The sequence below is a fragment of the Clostridium sp. KLE 1755 genome, from assembly GCF_000466465.2.
In the GTDB taxonomy this organism is placed as follows: domain Bacteria; phylum Bacillota; class Clostridia; order Lachnospirales; family Lachnospiraceae; genus Eisenbergiella; species Eisenbergiella porci.
Genome location: NZ_KE992781.1, coordinates 59732 through 84212, shown reverse-complemented (window position 1 = coordinate 84212; position 24481 = coordinate 59732). Strand labels below are relative to the sequence as shown.

General features: G+C 47.9%; 20 protein-coding genes. 19 read left to right on the top strand and 1 reads right to left on the bottom strand.

Annotated elements, in window-relative coordinates:
* Positions 1 to 49 precede the first annotated feature (49 nt).
* The 13 genes from HMPREF1548_RS27705 to HMPREF1548_RS27645 all read left to right on the top strand — a co-directional run bounded on the left by HMPREF1548_RS27705 (position 50) and on the right by HMPREF1548_RS27645 (position 17788).
* On the top strand, positions 50 to 733 hold the full coding sequence (locus HMPREF1548_RS27705) for a response regulator transcription factor (protein ID WP_021640188.1): 684 nt from the start codon (positions 50 to 52) through the stop codon (positions 731 to 733).
* A complete protein-coding gene (locus HMPREF1548_RS27700) occupies positions 727 to 1887 on the top strand; it encodes a sensor histidine kinase (RefSeq protein ID WP_021640187.1) in 1161 nt (386 codons plus the stop codon). Before HMPREF1548_RS27705 ends, HMPREF1548_RS27700 begins: the two co-directional genes overlap by 7 nt.
* Positions 1888 to 2137: 250 nt before the next feature.
* Entirely contained in the window at positions 2138 to 4264 is a 2127-nt protein-coding gene (locus HMPREF1548_RS27695) for an NAD-dependent epimerase/dehydratase family protein (RefSeq protein ID WP_021640185.1), read from the top strand.
* 4 nt (positions 4265 to 4268) lie between these two features.
* The gene (locus HMPREF1548_RS27690) at positions 4269 to 5180 is read left to right on the top strand and encodes a hypothetical protein (protein WP_021640184.1); all 912 of its coding nucleotides are present in this window, start codon (positions 4269 to 4271) and stop codon (positions 5178 to 5180) included.
* Positions 5164 to 7041 carry a DUF2194 domain-containing protein gene (locus HMPREF1548_RS27685; RefSeq protein WP_021640183.1) on the top strand — a complete coding sequence of 626 codons (1878 nt, stop codon included), beginning with the start codon at positions 5164 to 5166 and terminating at the stop codon, positions 7039 to 7041. The genes HMPREF1548_RS27690 and HMPREF1548_RS27685 overlap by 17 nt, the downstream gene beginning before the upstream one ends.
* Positions 7042 to 8913, top strand: a complete 1872-nt coding sequence (locus tag HMPREF1548_RS27680; RefSeq protein ID WP_021640182.1) for a DUF2194 domain-containing protein — start codon at positions 7042 to 7044, stop codon at positions 8911 to 8913. It abuts the gene before it with no gap.
* Positions 8914 to 10338, top strand: coding sequence for a GT4 family glycosyltransferase PelF (gene pelF, locus HMPREF1548_RS27675; protein ID WP_021640181.1), 1425 nt, complete (start codon positions 8914 to 8916; stop codon positions 10336 to 10338). It abuts the gene before it with no gap.
* The gene (pelG, locus tag HMPREF1548_RS27670) at positions 10314 to 11651 is read left to right on the top strand and encodes an exopolysaccharide Pel transporter PelG (protein ID WP_021640180.1); all 1338 of its coding nucleotides are present in this window, start codon (positions 10314 to 10316) and stop codon (positions 11649 to 11651) included. The genes pelF and pelG overlap by 25 nt, the downstream gene beginning before the upstream one ends.
* Before the next feature lie 116 nt (positions 11652 to 11767).
* Positions 11768 to 13549 (top strand): CotH kinase family protein, encoded by a 1782-nt coding sequence (locus HMPREF1548_RS27665; RefSeq protein ID WP_021640179.1) that lies wholly within the window; start codon positions 11768 to 11770, stop codon positions 13547 to 13549.
* Complete coding sequence (locus HMPREF1548_RS27660; RefSeq protein ID WP_021640178.1) at positions 13536 to 14297, top strand: polyphosphate polymerase domain-containing protein; 762 nt, start codon at positions 13536 to 13538, stop codon at positions 14295 to 14297. The genes HMPREF1548_RS27665 and HMPREF1548_RS27660 overlap by 14 nt, the downstream gene beginning before the upstream one ends.
* Before the next feature lie 48 nt (positions 14298 to 14345).
* Positions 14346 to 15029, top strand: a complete 684-nt coding sequence (locus HMPREF1548_RS27655; protein ID WP_021640177.1) for a DUF4956 domain-containing protein — start codon at positions 14346 to 14348, stop codon at positions 15027 to 15029.
* Entirely contained in the window at positions 15022 to 16437 is a 1416-nt protein-coding gene (locus tag HMPREF1548_RS27650) for a DUF4832 domain-containing protein (protein WP_021640176.1), read from the top strand. The genes HMPREF1548_RS27655 and HMPREF1548_RS27650 overlap by 8 nt, the downstream gene beginning before the upstream one ends.
* A gap of 55 nt (positions 16438 to 16492) precedes the next feature.
* Entirely contained in the window at positions 16493 to 17788 is a 1296-nt protein-coding gene (locus tag HMPREF1548_RS27645) for a coiled-coil domain-containing protein (protein ID WP_157065744.1), read from the top strand.
* A 51-nt stretch (positions 17789 to 17839) separates the two neighbouring features.
* On the opposite strand, the gene HMPREF1548_RS27640 is transcribed toward HMPREF1548_RS27645, so the two are convergent.
* On the bottom strand, positions 17840 to 18433 hold the full coding sequence (locus tag HMPREF1548_RS27640) for a TetR/AcrR family transcriptional regulator (RefSeq protein WP_117530507.1): 594 nt from the start codon (positions 18431 to 18433) through the stop codon (positions 17840 to 17842).
* Between the two features lie 531 nt (positions 18434 to 18964).
* Here HMPREF1548_RS27640 and HMPREF1548_RS27635 point away from each other — a divergent pair.
* The 6 genes from HMPREF1548_RS27635 (at position 18965) to HMPREF1548_RS27605 (ending at position 24446) form a co-directional block, all read left to right on the top strand.
* The gene (locus HMPREF1548_RS27635) at positions 18965 to 19888 is read left to right on the top strand and encodes an AraC family transcriptional regulator (RefSeq protein WP_035324342.1); all 924 of its coding nucleotides are present in this window, start codon (positions 18965 to 18967) and stop codon (positions 19886 to 19888) included.
* Positions 19889 to 19995: 107 nt separating this feature from the next.
* Positions 19996 to 20238 carry a hypothetical protein gene (locus HMPREF1548_RS27630; protein WP_021640170.1) on the top strand — a complete coding sequence of 81 codons (243 nt, stop codon included), beginning with the start codon at positions 19996 to 19998 and terminating at the stop codon, positions 20236 to 20238.
* Positions 20239 to 20290: 52 nt separating this feature from the next.
* Positions 20291 to 21289, top strand: coding sequence for a Gfo/Idh/MocA family protein (locus tag HMPREF1548_RS27625; RefSeq protein ID WP_198168694.1), 999 nt, complete (start codon positions 20291 to 20293; stop codon positions 21287 to 21289).
* 102 nt (positions 21290 to 21391) lie between these two features.
* Positions 21392 to 21826, top strand: coding sequence for an ACT domain-containing protein (locus tag HMPREF1548_RS27620; RefSeq protein WP_021640168.1), 435 nt, complete (start codon positions 21392 to 21394; stop codon positions 21824 to 21826).
* Positions 21823 to 22518, top strand: coding sequence for a DinB family protein (locus tag HMPREF1548_RS27615; protein WP_021640167.1), 696 nt, complete (start codon positions 21823 to 21825; stop codon positions 22516 to 22518). The genes HMPREF1548_RS27620 and HMPREF1548_RS27615 overlap by 4 nt, the downstream gene beginning before the upstream one ends.
* A 545-nt stretch (positions 22519 to 23063) precedes the next feature.
* On the top strand, positions 23064 to 24446 hold the full coding sequence (locus HMPREF1548_RS27605; RefSeq protein WP_035324322.1) for an ABC transporter substrate-binding protein: 1383 nt from the start codon (positions 23064 to 23066) through the stop codon (positions 24444 to 24446).
* Positions 24447 to 24481 lie beyond the last annotated feature (35 nt).

Below are 24481 nucleotides of genomic sequence, written 5' to 3'. Positions count from 1 at the left end.
GGACGCCGGAACGGAGTAAAATGGACAGACGAGGAAGGAATGACGGTAAATGAGACTTTTGATCGTTGAAGATGAAGAGGATATGCAGGAAGCCTTATGCTATGGGCTCCGCAAGCGGGGATATGCGGTGGATGCCGCAGGGAACGGAACTGATGCAGTTCAGCTGTGCCAGATTAATGAATATGACCTTGTGGTTCTGGATCTGAACCTTCCAGGACTGGACGGCATGGAAGTCCTGCAGCAGATACAGTTCCTTGGAAAGCCGGCAACAGTGCTGATTCTGTCCGCGCGCTCAGAGCTGGAAGACAAGGTTGCCGGGCTGGACGGCGGAGCCAGCGATTACCTTACCAAGCCCTTTCATTTCGAAGAACTGGAGGCCCGTATCCGTATGCTTCTCCGGCGTTCCTTCATCCAGGAGGAGGCTTCCCTGAAAAGAGGGGGCCTCTGCCTGGATACCAATCTGAAAACTGTTCGTTTTAACGAACATCCACTGGATTTTTCCATGCGTGAATTTGCCATTCTGGAGTACCTGATGAGAAACAGCGGAAGGACCGTCAGTGCAGAAGAGCTCATGGAGCATATCTGGGACAGCCAGGCAGATCCTTTCTCCAATCAGGTCAAGGTCTATATCAGCGTAATACGACGCAAGCTGCTTGCCGTCACAGATGAGGAAATTATACGGAATATCCGCGGAGCAGGCTATCTGATTGACAAAAAGGAGGATATATGCTGAAAAATATATCTCTGCGCATGAGGCTTACCCTCTTATCAGCCATGGTCATGGCCGGCGCCGCCGTCATTCTTACATGTGTTTTCCTGTTTGGGGCAGACCGTATTTTTGTCCACAATCTGCCGCAGGAATTCATCGGCAGCAGCGAAATCACGCTGTCCGGTGCAGCGGCAGAGGATATGGAGCTGGCCTCTGTCACTTTTACAATAAAGGAAGCCGGAAACCGCTTTAACCTTTGGGGAACTGCCGGGCTGATACTTGTTCTTATTCTGGGTACCACAGCGGCCTGGCTGGTAGCCGGCCGTGCATTGCAGCCTCTGGAGGAGCTGTCAGACACGATAGAAGAAATCAGCGGAAATGATTTATCCCATCGGGTGGAAATCAGGGACAGGCAGGATGAAATCGGCCGCCTGGCACGTTCCTTCAATCTGATGATGGATAAAGTAAGCGCATCCTTTGAACGGCAGAAACGTTTTTCAGCCAGCGCGGCGCATGAACTTAAAACCCCCCTTGCCACCATCGCTGTGAATCTTGATGTCCTCGCACTGGAGGAAGCCCCGCCGGCAGCCCGCCTGGAAAAGGTTCTGAAGGTCATCCGGACAAATAATGAACGCATGATACGGCTTGTGGATGATTTATTCAGGCTGACCTCTGAAAATGGCAGCATCGTGAACGAGGAGGTCAGCTTGGAAGAACTCCTTGCAGAGTCAGCAGAGGAGCTTTCCAGGCCGATCCAGGAAAAGCATCTGACGGTTTCCATCGGAAGCATGCCTGGCTTAAAGCTGACAGGCAGCCGCGTGATGCTTTCCCGTACGGTGGGCAATCTGTTCGAAAATGCGGTAAAATACAACAGAGATTACGGTACAATTTCCATTTCAGCCAGAAAAGAAGCAGGAAAAATAATTATGAGGATGGCAGATACGGGAATCGGAATCCCGAAAGAGGAAATTTCCCGCATATTTGAACCGTTTTACAGGGTGGACAAGTCCCGTTCCCGCGCCATGGGCGGATCGGGATTGGGACTACCGCTTGTAAAGGACATCCTGGAAAAGCATGGAGGAAATATTACGGTAAAGAGCACTCCCGATGAATCCACTGTGTTTATACTTGAATTCCCTGAAAACAATTTTCAGGAATATGTTGTGGATACGGAATAAAGAAAGACAAAAACCTGACAGAATAACAGCAAAACTCCCGGACCAGATATTAAACTGGCTGGCAAGTTCTGCTGTTTTTTTTATGGATTTTAATATATTTTCTGTTTTTTAGCTTTTTGCGGAATACAGCATACCATACATTTAATGAACAAATTTTCAGATTTTGTTGACGAAGGCGAAATATAATTATATTATAAATAAGTAATTACTTATTTTTGATCAAGAGCATACTCAGAAGGCAAAATAAACTATGAAGGATATTCTTGTAACTGGATACAACAGAATAATAAAAGAAATTCTCTGGAGTGACCTGGCAAAAGATTTCCGGGTTATTGCTGCGGACAGGGAACTGCCGCGCCGAAATGACGGCAACGTCCGCTTCTATAGCATTTCTCCGGAAGAAGAAGCTTTCCGCCAGCTTTTTGATGTATACTCTTTTTCCGCAATCTTTTTTATATCCGGCTATGTGGACGGCGGAGAAGGCTTTTACGGCGAAATGAACGATCTGGAAAAGGTACTGCTGGAAGCGGCGCATGCCCATGTGGACAAAGTGGTGATACTTTCCTCCATTGAAAGCATGAACTATGTTCCTGCCATAGGGACAGGAGGTATTGAACTGGACAGGAATTTCTATCAGGCCGCATCCCTGCGCGCCGATCAGCTGGAAGAAATGTGCCGTTTTTTTTCAAAAACCATGTCATTAAAAACCATAATACTGAGGCTGCCGTATCTGACGAATTCCTGTAATGATGGAAATTTCCTGGGTAAACTTTTCCGGAATATTTATGAAAACAAAAAATTACTCCTGCCTTACAGAGAGAATGACCGGGTAGATTTTATCAGTCAGGAGGATCTTGCAGAACTTCTCAGGCGTATTGTTGAAGAGGATGAAGATGAGAGCGGCAGTTATTTTGTCAGCAGCGGTTACCGTCATACCTACGGGGATCTGGCGGCTGTTTTGTCCTCCCTGTCACCTGGCCTGCGTATCCTTTATGAAAATAAGGCGGATGTAATCCCCAGGGAGGATTATCCCTTTGAACTGAGGAAAATTTATGGCTGGATTCCCAAAGAAGATGTCATGGAACAGACTGCATGGCTTTATGAACTTTTTTGCAAAAAAGTGATGAAAGGGAAGCGTTCCCTTCGGGACTGGCTTGAAAAGCTTCTGAACCGACAGGAAGGGATTTTCAAATATGTGGAGCTGTTGGTTGTTTTTCTGTTCGCAGAGCTTCTCAACCATTATCTGGGTGTAAATGTGTATTTCCGCTTCGTTGACATCCGCCTGTTTTTTATTGTTATCATGGGCACAATTTATGGAATGCGGACCGGGCTGCTGGCGGCACTGCTTGAATGTATCGCTCTGTTTGTGCAGTATCTGGGGATCGGCGTGGACTGGACGCTGCTGTTTTACAATGTGGAAAACTGGATTCCCTTCATGATTTACCTGATGGCCGGTTCCGTAACGGGTTACATAAAAAATAAAAAAACGGAAGAAATCAAGTTCTCACGGGAAGAATACGGACTGCTTCGGGATAAATACCTCTTCCTGAATGAAGTATACCGAAGCGCCGTGGAAAATAAAGGAGAATATAAAAAGCAGATACTTGGCTTCAAGGACAGCTTCGGCAGAATTTTCGATGCAGTGCAGCGGCTGGACAATATTCTGCCGCAGAGCATATTTATGGAGGCTCTGCTGACAATGGAGGATATTCTTGAGAACCGCAGCATTGCGATTTATTCCGTGGATCAGTATGAACGATTTGGACGTCTGGTGGTCTGTTCCGATCAGCTTCGGACTAAACTGCCAAAATCCATGGTACTGGAAGAGTCCGGAGGCCTTTTTGAGATGGTCCGGGAAAGAAAAATTTACAAAAACACGGAAATGCAGGAGGGGATGCCTGTTTACGCCAGCGGAATCTTCCGGGAAGAAAAGCTTGTTCTGTTCGTAGTAATCTACGAAGTAAATCCGGATCAGTACGGGATGAACTATATGAATATTTTCCGTATTCTCTGCGGCCTGGTCCAGACCTCTTTTCTCAGGGCACTGGATTATGAAGAGCTTGCGGAGGAAAAAATCTATTATCCCCAGACCAATGTGGTGCGCAGGGAACGTTTTATGGAAATCCTTGCCGTCCAGTCCGAGATGAAAGAAAAAAAGATAGCGGACTACGTTCTGGTGAAGCTGGAGGAAAAGGAACGGCACAAGGTCAGCGATTCTCTTTCCAGAATCATCCGGGCGGCGGATGTGATCGGAGAAGGAACGGATGGAAACCTGTATGTTCTTCTCACTCAGGTTAATTTGGAAAGTTTTCATTTTGTGGAAACCCGGCTGGCCGGAACCGGACTTTCCTATCAAGTGGTAGAGAAAGTGGGGTGACAGAATGGGCCTGTGGATGTTTGTGTTGTTCCATTGTGTTTTGTGCCTGATTGCTGCGATACTGATGTATACGCATCTTATGAAAAGCCGCCCCATGATTCTTCCGATCGTATTTCTGGTTCCGGTATTCGGTTTTTCCTGTCTTCTTTTCCTGGAATGGGAATCCAGGGGAGATCAGGAAAACAAAAAGGAAATCGGCATTGAAAAGCTGAAAATTAATGATGATATCCACAGAAGCATCCTGATGGAAGAAGATCCGGCAAGGGATCTGATGGTGCCGCTTCAGGAAGCACTTCTTATGAACGATGCTTCCACGCGAAGAGAGCTTATGATGGATATTTTATATGATGATGTGGGCGAATATGTAGAAGTGCTGAAGAATGCCCGGATGAATGATGATACCGAGGTAGTGCATTATGCCACCACCGCCATGGTAGAACTGCAGAAGGACTATGAAACAAAGCTGCAGAAACAAAAGGAGGCCTTTGCCCTGGAAGAAGACGCCGGACTTCTGGATGAATACATACAGACGCTCGAAAAATATGTGGAAAGCGGCCTGCTGGAGGGGAATATGCTGAAAAACCGCAGACTGGAACTGTGTGGGCTGCTGGAACGCAAGCTCACACAGCGAAAAGAAGAAGGGCATGAGGAGCTGCCCCTGTACTGCAAGAAATTTGAACAGGATTGTGCCCTGGGGGAGTATGAAGATGCCCTGCGTATGGCTGACGCCGCCATAAGGCTCTGGCCCCAGCAGGAGGAAGGCTATCTGATGAAAATCCGGCATGGGGTAATGACAAAGAATCCGGAACAGATTGGGACGGTAATCGGCCTGCTGGAAAACAATAAAGTATATCTTTCTCCAGCTGCAAGAAGAACGGTGGACTTCTGGAAGGAAAACGATGAAACGGAAAGCTGAAAAAGAAAGCACCCGGCCAAAGAACAGAATATTGAGGCTCCAGTTTGGGAAAATGCAGTGGGCGATGATTTTATTCGGACTGATGATTGTGGTCCTGCTGTTTGAAAGGCGCAATGTGAAATATGAACAATCCGAAAGCAGCCTGCCCATACTCAACAGTGAAAGCTTTTCCGGACCATCTGTACAGCAGGATCCGGAATGTCTGCTGCTGTGGGACAGCACACAGGAGGATTCCGTAAATGCCAAAACGGAAATGTCTGCCGTCCTTTCCCAAATGAAAATCCCATTTGAAGAGCAGGACTGGGAACAGAATAAAGGAACCGCCAGTTTCGGTTATGAAAATATTATTCTTGCGGTCAATCAATATGAAAAACTGGGAACTTCCCTGCTTGAACTGTTTGATCACATTAAGGCCGGCGGTAATATGCTGGTGCTCTGTCCGCCCGAACCTGACACTTATCTTAAGCTTGTCAGCGATAAAATGGGCATCCGTGATGTGGGTGCGACCCGGTACCGTGTGGAAGGGCTGCGTTTTAAAAGCGGGTTTATGATTGGCGGAAAGGACAGGGATATCGAGGTGAGTGATCCCTTTGATTCCGCGCTGTCCGTTACGCTGGAAGAGGGCGCTGCCGTACATATTGTCAGCGCGGATGATAAGGAAATGCCTCTGCTATGGGAATATGCATACGGCGACGGCAAGGTAGTCTTTTACAATCTCAACTTTTTTGAAAAGGTATACAGAGGTTTTTACTGCGCCGCCTACAGCCTGCTGTCCGATGTCTGCGTATGGCCTGTTATCAATGGTTCCGCCTTCTATATTGATGATTTTCCCTCCCCTGTGCCGGCGGGAGAAGGGGAATTTATCCAACGGGACTATCACATGGACATCAAAACCTTTTACACTAATGTATGGTGGCCGGATATAGAAGAACTGTGGAAAAAACATGGAATCCGGTATACGGGTCTGGTCATTGAGGATTATTCCGATGAAAACCAGGCGCCGTTTGAAGGGAATGACGATCTGCAGCGGTTCCGCTATTTTGGCAACAAGCTGCTGGATGACGGCGGGGAAATCGGTTTTCATGGGTACAACCACATGCCTCTTGTCCCTGAAGATTTTGATTATAAAAACCAGTTTGATACTTACCGGCAATGGAAAAGCCGGGAAGACATGCGCCTGTCCATTGAGGAGCTGAACCGCTTCTGTACCTGGCTGTTCCCGAAGGAAAAATTCCAGGTGTATGTACCTCCCTCCAATATTCTTTCGGAGGAGGGCCGGCAGATTCTTGTGGAGGATTTTCCCCAGATACGGGCGATCGCCAGCATTTATTTCCCAGGGGAATTTGAATACTCCCAGGATTTTATGGTGTCTGAAGACGGCATGATCGAAACGCCCAGAATCATTTCCGGCTATATCATCGGATCCTACATGGAAACAGGTGCGATTTCAGAGCTTAACTTTCATTATGTCAATTCTCATTTCCAGCACCCGGATGATGTCCTGGATACGGACAGGGGAGCACAGGAGGGCTGGGAAAAGCTGAAAAACAGGCTGACGGAATATACGGATTGGCTGTATGAGTCGGCGCCGGATATCCGGAACCTGACGGGCAGCGAAATGGCAGGAGCCGTACAGCGCTATTATTATCTGGAGCCCCGGATTACCAGGCAGGAAAACGAAATTCACATCAGCCTTTCCAACTTCAGTGATGAGGCATGGCTGTTTACCAGAATCAATGAAGGCCTGCTGGAAAGTGTGGAGGGCGGTACAGCCGTGGAGACTGCGGACGGACTCTATCTTCTGAAGGCCGAAAGCAGTGAACTGGTACTGAAGCTTACGGAACAGACAGGAGGGGATTAAATGGATACCAAAAAGCTCTTTCGTTTTTTATCAGTCATTTTTATCTGTGTCCTGTTTGTCATCCTCACAGCGGCCCTGTTGGGACAGCGTTTTTATGGAAATTACCAGCCCCGTGAAATACAGGTGGCAATACTGGAGCAGGAAAGCTTTGATTTGGAGCCGCCGCAGAAAAAAACGGAATGCCTGGTCGTGACCAACAGCGAAGAAGCAAATTCAGCGCATGCATACAATGAAATACAGGGAATATTTTCACAGCTGAAGGTCCGGGCTGACTATGTGGATCTTTCCCGGGAGGAGCTTCCTGCCTATGATGCTTATGAAAAGGTGGTTCTGGCGGCTGAGGATTATGACCAGCTGGGAGCGCGTGCATCAGATTTGATGGACTGGGTCGGGAACGGCGGAAACCTGATGATTTTTTTCCCGCCACAGGCAGGCTCCGTTTTTCAGTCAATCAGCGCCGGCCTGGGCATCCGGGAGGTGGGACGGGAGATGTATGAGCTTCCCGGAATCCGCATGAAAACTGATTTTCTGCTGGGAGGCAAAGGAAAGGATTTCATGGTGGAAGAGCCATACGAATCCTCTTTGTCCCTGTCTTTGAATGAAGACTGTACCGTGCATATTGTCAGCGCTGATGACAGGGAGCTTCCGGTTCTGTGGGAAAGGAAATACAAGGATGGAACGATTGTCTTTGACAACTTCGGCATTATGGAAAAGGCTTATCGGGGAATCCATGCGGCGGGTTACAGCCTGCTGGGGGAGGCTTTTGCCTGGCCGGTAATCAATGGCAGTTCTTTTTATCTGGATGACTTTCCCTCTCCGGTCCCTTCCGGCGCCAGTGAGTATATACAGCGGGATTACGGGATCAGTGTTAAAGATTTCTATACCAATGTCTGGTGGCCAGATTTGCTGAAGCTTTCGGAAAAATATGGCTGTCGGTACAACGGCATGGTCATTGAGGATTATAACGATCAGGTGGAAGCCCCTTTCAAGCCGAACCAGAATATTCAGCGCTTTCAGTATTTCGGTTCCTCTCTTTTGAAAAACGGCGGGGAAATCGGTCTGCATGGATACAATCACATTCCTCTTTGTCTGAAGGGCTTTGATAAAAGCTTCGGGGACGGCTATGTACAGGGAACCTACGATCGGCTGTTCGATTATGGTTATTGGAATTCAAAAGAAGATATGGAAGCCGCCATGCATGAACTGGTCCGTTTTACAAAGAAACTGTTTCCACAGGCTTCGGCCAGTGTCTATGTCCCTCCTTCCAATATTCTGTCCGAAGAAGCCAGAAGCATACTGGCTGAAGAATTTCCGGATATTAAGGCCATTGCCAGCATTTATTTTAAAGGCGATGTGGAATATACCCAGGATTTTGAGGTGGCTGCCGATGGACTCGTGGAAACGCCGCGTATCATATCCGGTTATATCATCGATCCTTATATGGAAATGGCGGCCCTTTCCGAGCTGAATCTGCATTATGTTAATTCCCATTTCCAGCATCCCGATGATGTCCTCGATCCCGACCGTGGTGCTGAAGCGGGATGGGAAACGATGAGAAGCAGGCTGGAGGAATATCTCGCCTGGTTATATGGAGCGGCGCCGGATATACGGAACCTGACCGCCAGTGAAATGGCCGGTGCAGTACAGCGGTATTTTTATCTGGATGCCGTGCAGGAGGTTACGGAGGATGAAATCAGGCTGAGCCTGACGAATTTCAAAGGGGATGGATATCTTCTTATCCGCATCAACGGCAGAATTCCGGTGGATACCGCGTCTTGCATCAGCGGCGGGGAACTGACGGATATGGGCGGAGGGCTGTTTTTAATCAAAGCCAATGACAGCAATATTGTAATCACAAGGGGAGGCGAGTAGATGCGTATCTGTGTGATACTGGAGGGCTGCTATCCTTATGTGACAGGCGGGGTATCCACCTGGATGCATCAGTATATCAAAGCGATGCCGGAGCATGAATTTGTGCTCTGGACAATAGGCGCCTCCTCCCGGGACAGGGGAAAATTCAAATATGAGCTGCCTGATAACGTGACGGAAGTTCACGAAATATTCCTTCAGGATGCGCTGAATCTTCCGCCCGGGAAGAAAAAATACAGGCTGAAGCAGGAGGAACTGCAGGCGCTGAGGGATTTCGTACACTGCAGCAGGCCTGACTGGGAAGTATTGTTCCATATGTACAATGATAAAGGGATGTCCCCGATGTCTTTCCTGATGAGTAAGGAATTTCTGGATATCCTTACGGATATCTGCGAAGATGATTATCCCTATACGGCCTTTTCAGATATGTTTCATACATTGCGTTCCATGTTCCTGCCTGTTTTGTACACCATCTGTCAGGAGGTGCCCAGGGCGGATCTGTATCACGCAATTGCCACCGGCTACAGCGGGATACTGGCCCGTCTTGGCAGCTATAAATATCATGTCCCTTTCATGCTGACGGAGCATGGCATTTATACAAGGGAAAGAGAAGAGGAGATCATCAGGGCGCAATGGGTGCCTGCGGCATTTAAACGGTTCTGGGTACGTTTTTTTTATATGCTCTCAGCCGCTGTTTATGACAGGGCGGATATGATTACCAGCCTATTCGGCAATGCCAGGAAGATCCAGATCGATATTGGCTGCGCACCGGAGCGCTGCAGGGTGATTCCCAACGGAATCCATTATAAACGCTTTTGTGACATTCCTCTTAAGGAAGAGGATGGCTGGACGGATATCGGAGCGGTGGTTCGCCTGGCGCCGATCAAGGATATAAAAACGCTTATCTATTCATTTTATGAGCTGAAATTCCGGCTGGAAAAGGTACGGCTGCACATTATCGGACCGGAAGATGATAAGCAGTATGCGCAGGAATGCTATGAGCTTGTCAGGCAGCTGGGAGTAAAGGATGTGCTTTTTCCCGGTATGGTGAATGTGCTGGAATATATGAAAAAGCTGGATTTTACCGTTCTGACCAGCATTTCGGAGGGGCAGCCGCTTTCCGTTCTGGAATCCTTTGCCGCAGGCAGGCCCTGTGTCACAACGGATGTAGGCTGCTGCCGGGAACTGCTTAACGGAATGGAGGGCGATGAGCTTGGCAGCGCGGGCTTCTGTGTGCCTCCCATGGACAGGGAAGCCCTCTGCAGCGCTATGGAACGGATGTGTCTGCGTGTGGAGGAACGTTACCGGATGGGACAGATCGGGAAGAAAAGGGTGGAACAATTTTACCGCCATGAGGATATGATTCAAAATTACAAACAGGTTTATGCAGAGGTAATGGAAAAATGGCAGGGATCGGATTCAGTCTAAAAAAGCTGTTCAATAAAAAAGGGGTATTCAATCTGTGCCGCGCATATGGATATGCAGGGCTTATCTGTGCAGGACCGATGATCCTGGGTGTCATTCTTTTGACGGGAGTTGCCTTTCTGTCACAGCTGGCAGGCATGGATCAGCATCACAGAGAGCTGCTTAACTGTATGCTCACTTACTGTCTGCTGGCGTCCCTTACCACTACCAGTATTTTCAACATGGGAGTGACCCGTTTTGTTTCGGATATGCTGTACGAAGAAAAAGCCTCAAAAATTATGCCCAGCCTCTATGGCAGCTGTGCCATCCTGCTTGTGGGCGGAGCTTTTGTCTGGTGTGTTTTCCTCCATTTTTCAGGAGTGTCGCCGGTATATAAGCTACTTTGTCTGTGGTTCTATGTAATTCTTATCGTTGTATGGATGGAAATGAACTATCTGACCGCCTTAAAGGATTATAAGGTGCTTGTGATGGATTTTGCGGCCTCGCTGGGAATCGGACTGCTTCTGGCCCTTATTCTGGTTCTGCTGCGCATGGTTACGATAACGACGCTGTTTTTATGCGTGATACTCGCCTATGGCCTGCTGATGACACTTTATTACAGGCAGTTGCTCAAATATTTCCCCAAAAGCAGCGGAAGCTGTTTCTCCTTCCTGCGGTGGTTTGATAAATACCGTTCACTGACATTTACCGGAATTTTTGTCAACCTCGGCCTGTTCGCCCATCTTGTAATCATGTACTTCGGTCCTTTGCAGGTTCAGGTGGAAGGCCTGTTCTATGGGGCGCCAATGCATGATGTGCCTGCGCTGTGCGCATTCTTTTCCATCCTGATTACTACAATTAACTTTGTGACCTCGGTGGAGGTACGTTTTTATCCGAAATATAAGAACTATTACAGCCTGTTTAACGACAACGGTTCCATACGGGATATTGAACAGGCGGAAATGGAAATGCTTGCGGTGCTGAAGCAGGAATTGACCTTCAATGCACATAAACAGCTGATTTCAACGCTTCTGTTCATTGTAATCGGTTCCCTGGTACTGGAGATTCTGCCCCTGGGCATGAATGATACTTCCATGGGAATTTACCGCCTGCTGTGCGCCGGATACGGACTTTATGCGATCAGCAACACTATCATGCTGATTCTCCTGTACTTTGAAGACTATGCCGGGGCGCTGATGGGGACAACGGCTTTTGCGGCGGTGAGCATCCTGGCTACCGTATGGCAGATCCTGTTCGGGGAAGTAAACTATTATGGCTTCGGTTTCCTGCTGGGGGGCCTGTCGTTTTATCTGGTGAGCTGGCTGCGTCTGGAATAGTATACAAAGAGGCTTCCGTATTTTCTCTTGAGCAGACAGGCGCTTGTACAAAATAATAAAGAGGGCATTTTTTCCAGGCTCTGCAACTGGCTGGAGAGAAAGGAAGGAACTTTGGAATGAAAAAAAGGAAAAAGGCAGTTCTGCTGTTTGCGTCCGCACTGTGCATATGTCTGTCAGGCTGCAGCCTGACAGAACAACAGCCGGTGGAAACAGAGGCTTCGGCGGTTGTCCGGACGGAAACAGTGGAAAAAGCGGAATCCTCGCTTGAGGATTACCATCTGCGGGAAAATAAAACCATATATGAGCAGGATGATGAAACAAGTGTGGTTACCATGTACCTGACCGTAAGAGAAGGGAATGAAGCCGAACATACCAACCATACATGGACGGAAATCAATTCCTACTCCAAATACTGGTATGAGGATAATAATATCGAACAGTACGCCGTGGAAGGAATCCTGCAGGTAGGGGATGAGAACGGCCCTCTGGAAGGGGAAGCGGGCTATGGCGAAAACACTCCCAATGCAATCATAAAAATCAGAGGGCAGTCTTCCAGCAAAGGAGCCCAGAAAAACTATAAAATCGAGCTAAAGGACGGTAAGGATACCTGGAGGGGACAACGGACGATTAATCTGAATAAGCATATGTTTGAAGGCCTGCGCTTCCGGAATAAGCTCGCTTATGATCTTATGAAGGATATTCCTCAGATGATTTCCGCCAGGACGCAGTTTGTACATTTATATGTGAAGGACGAGACAGAAGGCGGCAGCGGTGTCTTTGAGGATTACGGGCTGTTCACGCAGGTGGAGCAGATGAACAAGACATTTCTGAAAAGCCATGGCCTGGATAAAAACGGGCATATGTACAAGGTGAATTTTTTTGAATTTATGCGTTATGAAGACGCCATCCGACTGGCAACTGATCCCGCTTATGATCAGACGGCCTTTGAAGAACATCTGGAAATAAAGGGCGATAACGATCATACAAAGCTGATTGCCATGCTCAATGATGTAAATGATTATTCAATACCAATAGAGGAAACGGTGGAAAAATGGTTTGACACGGAAAACCTGTTTTACTGGATGGGTTTTCAAATCCTGCTGGGAAATACGGATACCAGTTCAAGGAACTATTACCTTTACAGTCCGCTAAATGTAAACAAATTTTACATTATTTCCTGGGATAACGATGGTTCCCTGGAGTATCTGGAAGAACAGCTGAAGGGAAAGGATCTGAGGGATACCTGGGAATATGGTCTGAGTAATTACTGGGGGAACGTTCTGTATCAGCGTATGTTTAAGAATGAGGAATACCGCCGGGAGCTGACGGATGTCATTAACACCCTGCGTTCGGATTATCTTACACCAGAGCGCGTGAGTGAAAAAGTAAACAGCTATAAAAGCGTGACAAAGCCTTATCTTTACAGCATGCCTGATGTGCTTTACGCACCTCTGACCGAGGCTGAATTTGAGCAGGTGGCAGATAATATTCCAAAGGAAATTGAAGAGAATTATCAAAGATACCTGGAGTCTTTGGAAAGACCAATGCCCTTTTACATTGGGGTGCCGGAACCTCAGGAGGGGAAGCTTACCGTCAATTGGGATGCCGCCTATGATTTTGACAGTGAAAATATTACCTATACCTTTGAGCTTGCAAGGGACTGTCTGTTTAAGGATATTTTATTTTCCGATTCAGCGATCCGTATCCCGCAGGCAGAATTGGATATGCCCGGGGCAGGACAGTATTTTATTCGGGTAACTGCAAAAAATGAGTCCGGTAAAACCCAGACTGCCTTTGACTATTATCACACTGATGACGGAAAGGTTTATGGAACCAAATGCTTCTATGTACTGGAGGACGGAAGTATAGAAGAGGATACGGAAAATGAAGATTTGTGAGGACGGCAGGAATAAATATTATGGCACTTTCCGCAATGAATGGAAATACTATATCTCCCTCTGGGAATGTCAGGCGCTGCGGGAACGTTTCTCAAACATGATGGAACTGGATCCTCATGCCCAAAATGGGATTTATATGATCCGCAGCCTGTATTTTGATGACTATTGGAACAGCGCTTATAATGAGAAAATGGCAGGAGTGGATTTCAGGAAAAAGTACAGAATCAGGATTTATAACTGCCAGGACAGCCATATCAAGCTGGAGAGAAAGATAAAACTCTCCAACTACATACACAAAGACTCCGCATCCATCACCCGGCAGGAGTTCGACTGGATTACAGAAGGCAGGTACGATTTCCTGCTCAGGCATAAAAACCGGCTCTGTCAGGAATTTTATTATGAATGTATGGCAAATGCACTGCGCCCGAAGGTCATTGTGGACTATGACAGGGAACCCTTTATTTTAAAGGAGGGGGATGTGAGAATTACCTTTGACTCCAATGTAAGGGCGGCTGTCCCGGATGCGGATTTCTTTGATCCAGATTTGCCCTCCTACGAGGTGGTTCCCTTCGGGAAGACAGTGATGGAAGTGAAATTCACGGAATTCCTGCCTCAGTTTATAAGGGATATTCTTCCGCCGGACGGAGATGAGTTTTCCGCAATTTCCAAATATACAATGTGCTATGAGAGATTATATCACCGGACGGATGCATTATTTATGATTTCAAGGTCTGATAAGACCTGGTAAAACGGACGGCGGAAGCATGACTTTCCCGCCGCAGGATAAGGAGCAGATATGAATATCAAAGATTATTTTAAAAAATCGGTCTGGGAATCCTTTATGAACAGCCAGACGATGACGGAGGATGTGGTGCTGCAGATTGTGATAGCAATGAGTGCGGCACTTATACTGGGTTTGTTCATTTATAAGATATATCAGATTTATTTCGGAGGCGTGGTATTTTCCCGTTCCTTTGCAACAACCCTGGTGGGGATGACGGTGCTGACCTGTATGCTGACGCTGGCCATCAGCACAAATATCGTAATATCCCTCGGTATGGTGGGCGCACTTTCCATTGTCCGTTACCGTACCGCCATAAAAGATCCCATGGATCTTTTATACCTGTTCTGGGCGATATCGGTTGGTATTACCGTGGGAGCGAACATGTATGTACTGGCTCTGTCGGCCTGTGTCCTGATGGTAATTTTAATCCATCTGCTTTACCACAGGCAGAAAAGAGGAATGATTTACATCATGGTGGTACATTATGAAGGAGAGCTTACCGGAGATGAAGTACTGCGCGCCATGAAAAAAATCAAATACCAGATGAAGTCCAAGACGCTGCGGGGCAGCTTGACAGAAATGATGCTTGAGGTTTATTGTAGAACTGACAGCACGGTTTTCCTGGAGAATATCCGGGCAATCGAGCAGGTGAAGGATGTGACGTTAATACAGTATAACGGAGAATATCATGGCTAATGGTACAAGAGTAAAAATAATTACAGGGGTGGTTATCCTGCTGGCGGCGGCTTTCGTGCTTCTGGCTTTTTACATGATCCCCCGCATTTATAATCTGTCTGCCTCGGTAGATTTTACAGCCGGAGACGGGGTGTATGAAAATCCGCTGATGGGATATGTTAACTGGGCCAGACATCCCGAAGAAGCCCAGTCGGGACAGCTCGTTTATATTGATGTAACCTGGGCGGAATGGGAACCCAGGGAAGGGCATTTTGATATAAAAGGGCTGGAAGAAAGGAACCATATAAAACGCTGGAAGGACGAAGGGAAGCATGCGGTTCTGCGTTTTGTCTGTGATATGCCCGGAAGTGAAAAGCATATGGACATTCCCCAGTGGCTCTATGAAAAAACAGCCGACGGCATATTCTATGATACGGATTATGGAAAGGGATACGCACCGGTTTACGATAATCCTGAATTTCTGGAGGCGCACGGGAAAGCCCTGGCTGCGCTGGGCAGCTACTGCAGTCAGGATACCTTTGTTTCCTATGTGCAGTTGGGAAGCCTCGGGCACTGGGGCGAATGGCACACAAAGTATGAGGATGGCGTACCGCCCATGCCGGGCGCAGAGGTATGCTGGAAGTATGCCGGCCAGTATGCAGACAGCTTTATACATGCCAGGCTTCTCATGCGCAGGAACTATGTGATGGCCGTAGACGGGGGTATGGGACTGTATAATGATATGACCGGCCTGCCCGGGGATACTCTGGAATGGCTGGATTGGCAGGAAAACGGCGGTGCTTATGAAACACCTGGCAGGCAGATTCCCTACGCTCCTGTGAAAGCTGTCTGGAACAATGCGCCTGTGGGCGGAGAGTTTACCGGAGAGCTTCCCCTGGAACAGATGCTGGGAGAGGATCTGGAGCAGACTCTTTCTTTAATTGATCGGTCACATATGACTTTTATCGGACCGCGTGCTCCGGAAGGAGAAATGCTTGCATCTAACGGAGCTGCAGAGATATTAAAACATCTCGGCTACCGTTACCGTATTTCACATATGGATATTAAAATGGATTACTTCAGACAGTCCTTTAAGGTGGAGCTTGTATGGAAAAATGACGGTGCGGCACCTATCTACTTTGAATGGCCGGTTATGATGTATATTTATGATGCGGAAGGAAACAGACGTTACTGGGAAGGCGTGGATGTGGATCTGACGCAGCTGACTCCGGGTAAAACGGTGACTACTGTGAATGATATTCCTTTTAATGATCTTTTCAGGAAGGGTTATACTATCGGGATCGGGATTCTGGATCCCCAGACTGAGGAACCTGGAATTGAGCTTGCCATGAACAAACGTTACCAGGATGGCATCAATATTATTTACAGCTATGACGGAAATGCGGGTACCGTATTCGGGGAGGAATGAAAGGCGTTTTTGTCAGGGGCAGGCGGAAGTGCCTGCAGAGAGGGAGGAATGGGAAATGGCGAATAAGGACATTTTCCGGACCACAGTGTTCGGCGGATATCAGAAGGAAGATGTGATGGACTACGTCCGTTCCCTTGAAAATGAGAAGGAAACGGTAAAGATTCTCGCCAGTAAAGAAAATGCAGGCATAAAAACAGAGCTTGAACAGGAAAAGAAAGCAAATGAGGAGCTGAAAAATGCCCTTCTTTCCTGCAAAGAACAGCTGGGCCGGCTGGAAGCGGAAAGAAAAAAAACAAAAGAAGAGCAGGAGCAGATCCGCCTGCAGCTGATGGAAGAACGTAGCAATCTGCAGAAAAAGCAGAGCACCTGGGCGGAAAGCCTGACCCGGATGCAGGAAGATCTGAAGTCACAGGAAGAGGAGTGGCGGCAGCGGACGGAGAAATTCCTGGAGCTTGAAAAAGCGCGGCGGGGACAGGAGCAGGCCGTAACACATCTGCGGGAACAGGTGCGGCAGGAACAGGAGCAGCAAAAAGTCCTGAAAGATGAGCTGGCCAGCTTGAAAGACCAGGAAAGCAGGCTGCAGGAAGAGCTTGCCCGCAGCCTGGCAGAAAACGAACGTCTTCAGGATGAGGCATCCGGATGGATGCAGGAAAAAGAAAGCCTTTTCTCAGAAAAAGAAAAGCTGGAAGCGGAATGCAGAAGACTCAGGGATTCAGTCCGGGACGGAGAGACAAAGCTCCGCCGGCTTCAGGATGTCCAGCGTCAGGCTGAAAGGCTGAAAAAAAGCAATCATGAGCTTATGGAGCGCTGCCGCAGGCTTGAGGCGGATCACAGGATTGTAAAGGGAAATGGCGAAGCAAGGAAAAGTGGGTTGAATGGAGTGCTGGAAAAGCTGGTGCCCGCTGCCCGTGCGGCAAAACAGGAAAGAAAGGCCGGAATCCCTTTTTCACCGGAGGCTTCAGCGCCGGAGCCAATGCCTGAATTAAGCGCCGGCTTTATGGGAATGGAAGAATCTGCATCTATGGAAGAACCGGTTCCCGCACCGTCTCACATTGAAGAAACGACTGCCCGGACATTCCCGGAGGCTGATGCTTTAGACACTTTGGATACCAAATCTTTGGATACGCAGTTGCCAAAAGAGGAACCGGCCGTCATAACAGAGGAACCAGAGCCGGGATATCCGGAGGAAGATGACATGGAATCCGCGCAGGAACTGTACCGCAGGCATGCGGAAAATGTGAACCGTTCGATTATTACCGCCCAGGAACGGATTGCCCGGCTGCTGGAAGAGCTTCAGCTGGATACAGCCTCAGACGAAAAAACCCCCGGGCAGACAGCACCTGAGCAATAAAGCCGGTGCCTGCCTGTCAGAGGGTCCACCAATGCCGGAGGACATCATCTGTCATTTAACCTCGCCTGGATTGATAAGCTTCAGGCTGCCCAGAAAGCCGTGTGAAATCAGTCCGTAAATACGTTCCACATCCTCCGGTGTGCCCGAAAGCGTGCCGTTGGCAACCCGAACTGCAAAGTTCAGCGTGGTTTCAATGATGAAAACCCAGTAAAAATCCGGGCAGAAGCCAAAACGGTGAGCATTCTGCTTGAGAAATTTTGAGAAGAAGGAAAAGGATTTCCCCTGGCCGTCCATGACTTCTTCATCATAGTAGGAGGATTGGCGGAACTGGCAGTAGAACTTGGCATAAGGCCAGTGTTCCACAAAATAATAAAAATAGGCAAACCACATTTTGCGGATAATTTTCGTAATATGAATCTCTTTAAAGGAAATGCCCTTTAAGACAGCATCAACCTGCCTGTCTATGTAAAACAGGCAGGCCTCTAAAAGGGCCTTTTTGCTGGCAAAATTATTAAAGATGGTTCCTTCGGATATTCCCATATCCAGGGCCACCTTTTTTGTTGTCACATTTTCAAGGCCATTGTTGGCTACATATAAAATTGTTGCTTCAATTATGGATTCCGGGGTTATTGTTTGTTTTTTCATAAGTTCATTATAGTAAACAAAAGATGATAAAGTCAACTTGTATACATTAGTTCCAAAAATTTTAAGAATTAGCCCGTCCACAACGGTAACCTGTAAAGCAATAATGCTTAATGAGTATTTACTCATATATGTTTTTATGATAAAATGGAACACGATACAGGAGATTTCTTGTATAGGAAAAAGCAACACCTCGCGCAAAAGTCATAAAACAGGGAGATTTTTATCAGGCCTGTGTCCCGGCGAACCCCCTTCCATTTCGGAATAACTGGAAGGGAAGGTTACCGGGGTACAGGCCCTCCTTGTTTTCTGGCAATCCTCTCACAGGGTCGCCAAAAAACAGGAAGGTATGATATAATGTCGTCGAAGATGACATTATATCTGCGCATTCTGGTTTCTGCGCCTGCCGCAGGAATCCAGGCGCTGAATTCTGCCGGGGCCCATATCCGCGGAGAGGATATGATATACTGGCCGAAAGATACAGAAGTAGTGCGGCACAAAAGGGCTGCCGCCTGTTGGGAAGGTATAAATAAAATGAAAATAATTCGCGGAATAGAGCTTAAACAGGGAAGCCAGGAGGAGTTACTGCCGGATTTCTCACCGGAATTTCCCTATATTGCCTCCTTTGTGGAGCTGCATAAATATATAGGCCGCCAGTCCCCCTGGCACTGGCATAAGGAAGTGGAGCTTTTCTACATGAAGGATGGAGAACTGGAATATGACACGCCCCATGGGAAGAGGGTTTTTACAGCAGGCATGGGAGGGCTGGTCAATGCCAACGTCCTTCATATGACAAGGGCAAATGAAAGCTGCCGGACCGTTACAGCTATGCTCCATATTTTCGATCCGATTTTTATCAGCGGCAGCCGCGGCAGCGCCATTGACCGGAAGTATGTCATGCCGCTGATAATGGCTTCCCGGATAGACATCATCGGCCTGTACCCTGACAATCCGGAGCATGCGCCGCTGCTTGAGAAGCTTCAGGAATCCTTCCGTTTTTCAGAGGAGGATTTCGGCTATGAAATACGCCTGCGGGAATCGCTGTCGGATATATGGTGCCGTCTGCTGAATACTGCCCGGCCAATGCTGGAAAAGGAGGAGGTACAGGATAAAGCCGGTGATAAAATAAAAGCCATGCTCACTTATGTGCATGAGCATTACGGGGAACGGCTGACAGTGGCCGAACTGGCAGCTTCCGCCTTTATCAGTGAAAGAGAAGCGTACCGCGTGTTCCGGGAATGCGTGCACCTGACACCTGTGGAATATATTATCAGCTACCGCCTGCAGCAGGCCTGCCATATGCTGATAGAAACGGAGGAACCGATCACCCGGATCAGCCAGGCCTGCTGTCTGGGAAGCAGCAGCTATTTCGGAAAAGTATTCCGTGAGAGGATGGGCTGCAGTCCTGTTGAGTTCCGGCGCAGATGGCGGAATAGTGATATTAATCGGCAGGAATAAGATATCATTGGAAAAAAGCATGCACTATAATGACATCATACAAAGACTTTGGAAGCCCCAGCAGCAGTGCAGGTCACCGATAGCTGACGGTATAAGGAGGGAATTATATGATGTTAAAGCTGAATATTTTAAATATGATTAATTTCCTGAAGACAGTGAATGAATGCAGCGGGCCGGTGGTCCTGGTCTCCCAGGACGGAAGACGAGAGGATATGAACAAACAGGAAAGCCTGCAGGAACGGCTTTTGAAAAACTATAAGGACAACCGGCGCAGCCTGAAAATGTGGATTGACGTTGCAGAGCCTGCGGATTATTTGAAAATTGTCTGCTACTATGCAGGGGACTGCTGAATTGCAAGGAACTGACAAAGTCAATTACGCATGGAGGTATGAAATGTCGGATATGGATAAAAGAAAAATTAAAATTGGCCTTATCGGCTTCGGTTCCTGGGTCAGACGCGCCCATCTGCCGGCCCTGGAATACGATGGGAGAGCCATAATCACAGCCGCTGCGGCTGCCACGGAAAAAACAAGGCAGGAAATCCGGCGGACGCTGGGAGAGGAGATCCGGCTGTTTGGAAGCTACGGGGAGCTTCTGGAAAAATCAGATACGGATGCAGTTATGATAGCCGTCCCGGATGAAGTACATGAAGAAGCCCTGTCGGCGGCAATTGCTTCCGGGAAAGCCGTGTTTTATGAACCACCGGTTTCCATCCGGCGAAGCCGGATCCCGATCATCGTGCACAACCTCCTATCAGCGCCGCAGGTAACCTTCGCCAATCTGGAGCTTGGTTTTCATCCGGGCTTTGCCAGGGCGGCGGATATGATAAGGGACGGGGAGATTGGAAACCTGCAGAAAATCACGATAACCCTCCATGCAGGCTGGGGCAGCGCGGTTAATTCCGATGTCTGCCTGATAGACAGAATGTCCTGCTGGTACGTGGATGTGCTGAACCGGATTATCGGCGCGTATCCCTCCCGCGTCCTCCTTCTGGACGGCAGCGGCAATCCGGGCCGCATGCAGTCTGTAAGCACGGCAATTTATGATTATGATGGTGTCTGGGGCATCTTCCAGGCAGAGGTTAACCGCAAGGATGAAACTTCAATTGTGGTGGATGTGACCGGTGATGAGGGCAATATCTGCATCAATTATTTTACCGGCGCATATGGCTTCCAGTCCGTAAGGCATCCGGGACTTCGTTTTTCCTATGACTGCCCCCTGGAGCCATATGCTGATTATCCGGGAGTAAGGGAAAGCGTTTCCGCCTTCCTGGACGCTGTGGAAAGCTGCGACGCAAGCCAGGGAAATGCCGCAACAGTGGCGCGGCTGAACAGTATCGGCCTGGCGACGGAGGAATCAAAGGACACGGGAAGCTGGGCCCCGGTCAATATGCTTCGTTGATAAATGTCCTGAAATGAGCAAAATAGGATTGGTAAACGCCGCTCTTTTCTGATACACTGAAAAAAGCAGAACTGCGTATTTTTCGGAAAGGGGCATAAAAATATGATACTCAAAATAATTGATGAAAAATTTTCTGTCTGCCGGATCGGGGATCCGGCAGCAGCTGTTTTCGCGGATACCTACTGTTTTCTCTGCAAAACGGATGAAGAGATTTCCCTGGTCTGCCCGACAAGCTCTGTTCCCGGGCACACCCTGGCCCGGGAAGACGGATGGCGGGCATTTCGGATAGAGGGTGTGCTGGATTTCTCCCTGATAGGCATCCTTGCAGGGATATCCGGGATACTTGCAGAAAATAAAATCGGAATCTTCGTGGTGTCAACCTACAACACAGACTATGTGCTGACAAAGGAGGAAAGCTTTGAAAGGGTCATGGCGCTTCTTGCCCGGCACGGCTATACGGTATTGCCAGATAATCCATCGCCCAGCACAGATGACAACAGCTTACGAAACGCCGAAAGAGAAGGAGTAGCTGAATGAAATACTTTGGGGAAGGTCTCAGTGAAAAACATAAGGAACTCAGCAGAATCATACGCAAGCCGTCCATGCTGGAGCAGGCGGCGCAGCTGTTCCTGGAAATACATGCGTCCCTGCATTTATCCCGGATTTCCGGGACACAGCCCAATGAAGTGGATGCCCTTCTGAGTGATCTTACGGACAGCGAATATGCGGTAATGCCTTCGGGCAGGGATGAAACTATTGCCTGGGTACTCTGGCATATTGCCAGAATAGAGGATCTCACTATGGGAATCCTTGCCGCAAAGGGTAACCAGCTGTTCAATGAGGAATGGCAGAAACGGCTGAATGTCTCCATCACCGATACGGGAAATGCGCTGACGGACGATGAAATCATGCTTCTCAGCAAAAATATAAATACTGCGGAGCTTATCAGCTACCGGAACGCAGTGGGAGAGCGTACAAGAAAGATAGTTCGGGAACTGGACAGCGAAGCTTTGAAACGGAAGGTTTCCTGTGAGGATATTGCCAGGATACGGCAGGAAGGCGGCGTCACGCAGCAGGAGGAATCCGCCTGGCTCCTTGATTTCTGGGGGAAAAAGGATGTGGCCGGCTTATTGCTGATGCCGCCCACACGGCATGTCATGCTTCACCTGAATGACTGCTGCAGATGGAAACAGGAAATCCGGACAAAGAAAAAATTTTTCAGAAGCTGAAAATTTTTACCTGGGAAGTTATATATGTATATGATAAATCTTATATGCTGATACTGATGTGCGGCACTTTATGGCATCAGCAGACAGCGGCGGCGGATCGGAACGGCAGCATTCCGGTTCGCCGCCGCTGTTTTTTATATGTCATCTGTTATCCCGCATAAATTCTGAAGCAACCTATCTTCATGAAATTCTTTTAATACCACCGCAATAACTACATAAAAATTGTAGCAAATATGTGTTACACATATGATTTGTATAAAATAAATAAATGCTATTGAAAATATAGCAACGTAAATATATAATAAATACATAAATAAACAGATCAGACTATTAAGATAGGCCTATCGCATAGTCAAAATGATTATTTTACACAAACAATAAGCAGAAATGATAGTCAATTTAAAAATTACATTCAGGGATTGACAACGCGGGAAAGGAACAGTATTGATACAGTAATACTGCATTAATAAAATAAAAGCTGTTAATTACCGTATTTGTCACCTGCCGGAACTGTAAATCAAATTTCGAAATAGGAGGAAATGGTTATGAAGAGACTGGGCGCTGTATTATTATCAGCAGCTATGGTTCTGTCGCTTACGGCATGCGGAGGAAATACGACAACTGCTCCGGCTGCTTCGGAACCCGCCAAGGAACCTGCTAAAGAGGCTGCTTCCGAAGCAGGGAACGATGAGGCTGCCCCCGCTGCAAGCGCGTCTGCAGAAGGGACAGACATCAGCGGAAGTACATTGGAGGTAGCGGTTACCTATACAGGTGATCAGGCAACCACTTTCCAGGGACTGGTTAAAAAGTTCGAAGAAGAATATGGATGTACTGTGAATATCGCGGAATACGGCACAGATTACGAAAATACCTTAAAGACACGTATGGCGGCTAATGAGCTTCCCGACGTATTCCAGACACACGGATGGTCAATCCTCCGTTATAAAGAGTATCTGATGGATCTGAAGGATCAGCCCTGGGTTTCCGACTATGATGATTCCGCACTGGGCGTTATCCAGGACGACGACGGCGCAATCTATGTTCTGATGATTTCTGAACTGATTAACGGAACCCTGGTTAACACCGACGTATGTGATGCTGCAGGCGTTGACCCGTACACAATCCATACATGGGATGATTTCACAGCGGCATGTGAAAAGATAAAAGCCTCCGGAACCACTCCCATCTGCGTATTATCCAATCCCGGACTGCTGGCGAACTTTGCAGGAACCTTTGTAAGCTACGACGGCGAAATGTTCCAGGATTCCGCAGCAATGCTGGATGGCTCCTATGACTGGCAGCATTACAAAGAATCCCTGATTAAATACATGTCCGGCTGGATTGAATCAGGCTATTACTTTGATGATATCCTTACACTGGTTGATACCGACCTGACCGAGCGTTTTGCAGCCGGCAAGGGCGCCTTCTGCCTCGGCAACGACCCTTCCGTAATGCTTACCTGCCTTACCCTGAATCCTGACGCCAACTTTATTTTCCTTCCTTCCTTTGCATCCAAAGAAGGTGGAAAAGAGCATGTAGGCATCGGTGAAGGCGATACCTTCGGTATCTGGAAAGACACCAAGAATGCTGATGCGGCAAAAGTTTTCTTAGAGTACATGGCTCGCCCTGAAGTGGCAAAAGAAATGAATGCGGCAACCGGTAAAATCAGCTGCCTGAAATCCACCATGGCTATCGACGACGGCTACGGCCTGAAGGTATTCCAGGACATGAAGGAAAAATGCGCTGACTGCGATATCTTCTATGAAAACCTTTGGGACAGACAGTATATGCCTTCCGGAATGTGGCCGATATTCGGAAATGCAAGCAACATGCTTTTCGATAACCACAGTGAAAAAGGACAGGATGAAGTGATTGAATATCTGCTTGAGAACTACCAGGATTTATATGAAGCAGCTAAAGAGGGCTGATATAACTGATTAAACTAAAACGATGGTGGGGTGGC

Excerpts from the sequence above, each read along its gene's own strand:
- HMPREF1548_RS27705 (WP_021640188.1), top strand. The coding sequence starts at position 50 with ATGAGACTTTTGATCGTTGAAGATGAAGAGGATATGCAGGAAGCCTTA.
- HMPREF1548_RS27700 (WP_021640187.1), top strand. The coding sequence starts at position 727 with ATGCTGAAAAATATATCTCTGCGCATGAGGCTTACCCTCTTATCAGCC.
- HMPREF1548_RS27695 (WP_021640185.1), top strand. The coding sequence starts at position 2,138 with ATGAAGGATATTCTTGTAACTGGATACAACAGAATAATAAAAGAAATT.
- HMPREF1548_RS27690 (WP_021640184.1), top strand. The coding sequence starts at position 4,269 with ATGGGCCTGTGGATGTTTGTGTTGTTCCATTGTGTTTTGTGCCTGATT.
- HMPREF1548_RS27685 (WP_021640183.1), top strand. The coding sequence starts at position 5,164 with ATGAAACGGAAAGCTGAAAAAGAAAGCACCCGGCCAAAGAACAGAATA.
- HMPREF1548_RS27680 (WP_021640182.1), top strand. The coding sequence starts at position 7,042 with ATGGATACCAAAAAGCTCTTTCGTTTTTTATCAGTCATTTTTATCTGT.
- pelF (WP_021640181.1), top strand. The coding sequence starts at position 8,914 with ATGCGTATCTGTGTGATACTGGAGGGCTGCTATCCTTATGTGACAGGC.
- pelG (WP_021640180.1), top strand. The coding sequence starts at position 10,314 with ATGGCAGGGATCGGATTCAGTCTAAAAAAGCTGTTCAATAAAAAAGGG.
- HMPREF1548_RS27665 (WP_021640179.1), top strand. The coding sequence starts at position 11,768 with ATGAAAAAAAGGAAAAAGGCAGTTCTGCTGTTTGCGTCCGCACTGTGC.
- HMPREF1548_RS27660 (WP_021640178.1), top strand. The coding sequence starts at position 13,536 with ATGAAGATTTGTGAGGACGGCAGGAATAAATATTATGGCACTTTCCGC.
- HMPREF1548_RS27655 (WP_021640177.1), top strand. The coding sequence starts at position 14,346 with ATGAATATCAAAGATTATTTTAAAAAATCGGTCTGGGAATCCTTTATG.
- HMPREF1548_RS27650 (WP_021640176.1), top strand. The coding sequence starts at position 15,022 with ATGGCTAATGGTACAAGAGTAAAAATAATTACAGGGGTGGTTATCCTG.
- HMPREF1548_RS27645 (WP_157065744.1), top strand. The coding sequence starts at position 16,493 with ATGGCGAATAAGGACATTTTCCGGACCACAGTGTTCGGCGGATATCAG.
- HMPREF1548_RS27640 (WP_117530507.1), bottom strand. The coding sequence starts at position 18,433 with ATGAAAAAACAAACAATAACCCCGGAATCCATAATTGAAGCAACAATT.
- HMPREF1548_RS27635 (WP_035324342.1), top strand. The coding sequence starts at position 18,965 with ATGAAAATAATTCGCGGAATAGAGCTTAAACAGGGAAGCCAGGAGGAG.
- HMPREF1548_RS27630 (WP_021640170.1), top strand. The coding sequence starts at position 19,996 with ATGATGTTAAAGCTGAATATTTTAAATATGATTAATTTCCTGAAGACA.
- HMPREF1548_RS27625 (WP_198168694.1), top strand. The coding sequence starts at position 20,291 with ATGGATAAAAGAAAAATTAAAATTGGCCTTATCGGCTTCGGTTCCTGG.
- HMPREF1548_RS27620 (WP_021640168.1), top strand. The coding sequence starts at position 21,392 with ATGATACTCAAAATAATTGATGAAAAATTTTCTGTCTGCCGGATCGGG.
- HMPREF1548_RS27615 (WP_021640167.1), top strand. The coding sequence starts at position 21,823 with ATGAAATACTTTGGGGAAGGTCTCAGTGAAAAACATAAGGAACTCAGC.
- HMPREF1548_RS27605 (WP_035324322.1), top strand. The coding sequence starts at position 23,064 with ATGAAGAGACTGGGCGCTGTATTATTATCAGCAGCTATGGTTCTGTCG.